Here is a 1,535-nt window from a genome sequence, read left to right as displayed (position 1 = left end):
GCCGGGTATCGATTGGATCAACTCATACTCATGTAATTCTGCAGCCAGAGCATCTATGGACTGGTCGAGGTTTACTAGGTGCTCTTGGTACTATAGAAGCAGATTAATGATCGGCTCCAGCGAGATGAGATGGCTTGAAAAAGCAGTTTCCTTGAAAGGGTTTCGCTCCGCAGCAGTTGTTAATTTCAGCGCGCACCTCAAGCGCCCAAACAGAATTCGACCGTCCAGTCAGAGACTGGATCGTCACTGTGATATCATTCAGAGACTTAGTAAGCACCGCGGAAGAGGTAGGGTGAAGAGCCAGAAAACGAAGAGATACCTTCGAATACAGGTCTCTAAACACGCTACGGTATTCCGGAAAGACTTGATCAAGGACAGCTTGAAACTGCAGCTGGGCTTGCACATACATATCCGTTAGAGAATTAAACTGCCTTGTCAGATAGCGTAGATTCATCATAAATTATCCTCTTTTTTTGTACGGTTCTAATTCTTCCTTGTATAACAATTCCCCTAGATGATAGGCGTCCGCGATATCTGTTTTCACTTTGCGTAAGCTGGTTTTTTTGGCCTGATGTGAAATTAGCGGATTGATGAAAATATACAAATATTGATGTTCATCTAAAAACTGAATGACGGGGTTATGGTAGTGTCCAGTTGCTTCTAACACGACTGCTGGGCGTAGTCCAGTAATGCATTCGAGCTCCTGCACGAAATTCAAGAAAGACGCCAGTCCCTCAAGATTATGCTCAAACTGAAAGATCTTTCCGTGCGGTATTCCTCGGTTAGTGAATGCTTGTGCATGACTTTCTCCTTGTAAACATCCAGTCCGATTACAGGATTCATGTAACCACTCCTTGTTATATATTCGTCGGAAGCCCTCTTAACCTTCTTGTCGTCCACATTATCGCATGTGATTCGGGGTCATGCCCCAACTTGCCTAATCATGGTTTAACAAGTAGGGGGGGATGAACGGAATAGCTCTCGAGATCCAAGTCTCACGGGTAGAAACGTTCGATCCTCGGCTACCGCAATCTTACGACCATGCCAAAATGAGGTCGACCAGTAATTTCTGGTGACCTCATAATACGATCGGGCAGGATAGTTCAATCACTTCACGAATACTTCAGTTACGGAGAATTTGTGAAGTTCGGAATATGACGTTATAGGAAATCAACGCAAATCAGAATTAAAATACTTTTTAGGGGAGTTATTATGATTAACTTCTTAAAGCGACAAGTTCGAATCAATGATCCTGAAATAATCGATAAAGAGTTAATTTCTAATGAGCTTCAGACGGGGAGTCATGTAATAGTCCAATTCTCTGAAGCAAACTATAACGCACTTCTTTTAGATGAGCTTAATGAGCTATGCATTAAATATGATGATAGTTTCGCTATACGGTTTTTTGGTCATTACAACTCCACCTTTAATTGTAATGAACTTTTAAAGATTCCAAATGTCAAATCTCTGTATATTGATTGCTTACAGGATGCAGAGAACTTGGAAGCTATAACATCGTTGAAAGAGCTTAAGAT

2 protein-coding genes and 1 pseudogene are annotated in these 1,535 nt (G+C 41.8%); 1 reads left to right on the top strand and 2 read right to left on the bottom strand.

The window, feature by feature from the left end; translation table 11 throughout:
* Positions 1-103: 103 nt before the first annotated feature.
* Both AB4Z50_RS35830 and AB4Z50_RS35825 read right to left on the bottom strand, forming a co-directional pair.
* On the bottom strand, positions 104-457 hold the full coding sequence (locus AB4Z50_RS35830) for a hypothetical protein (protein ID WP_441887257.1): 354 nt from the start codon (positions 455-457) through the stop codon (positions 104-106).
* A 3-nt stretch (positions 458-460) separates the two neighbouring features.
* Positions 461-760 carry an IS110 family transposase gene (locus tag AB4Z50_RS35825; protein WP_441887259.1) on the bottom strand — a complete coding sequence of 100 codons (300 nt, stop codon included), beginning with the start codon at positions 758-760 and terminating at the stop codon, positions 461-463.
* Between the two features lie 452 nt (positions 761-1,212).
* Here AB4Z50_RS35825 and AB4Z50_RS35820 point away from each other — a divergent pair.
* Positions 1,213-1,535: pseudogene (locus AB4Z50_RS35820) on the top strand (hypothetical protein); the annotation flags it as partial.

This window comes from Paenibacillus sp. 2TAB26 (assembly GCF_052115145.1).
GTDB lineage: Bacteria > Bacillota > Bacilli > Paenibacillales > Paenibacillaceae > Pristimantibacillus.
This window is presented reverse-complemented; position numbering and strand designations above follow the sequence as displayed.

Coding starts and splice junctions, on each gene's coding strand:
- AB4Z50_RS35830 (WP_441887257.1), bottom strand. CDS start 457: ATGATGAATCTACGCTATCTGACAAGGCAGTTTAATTCTCTAACGGAT.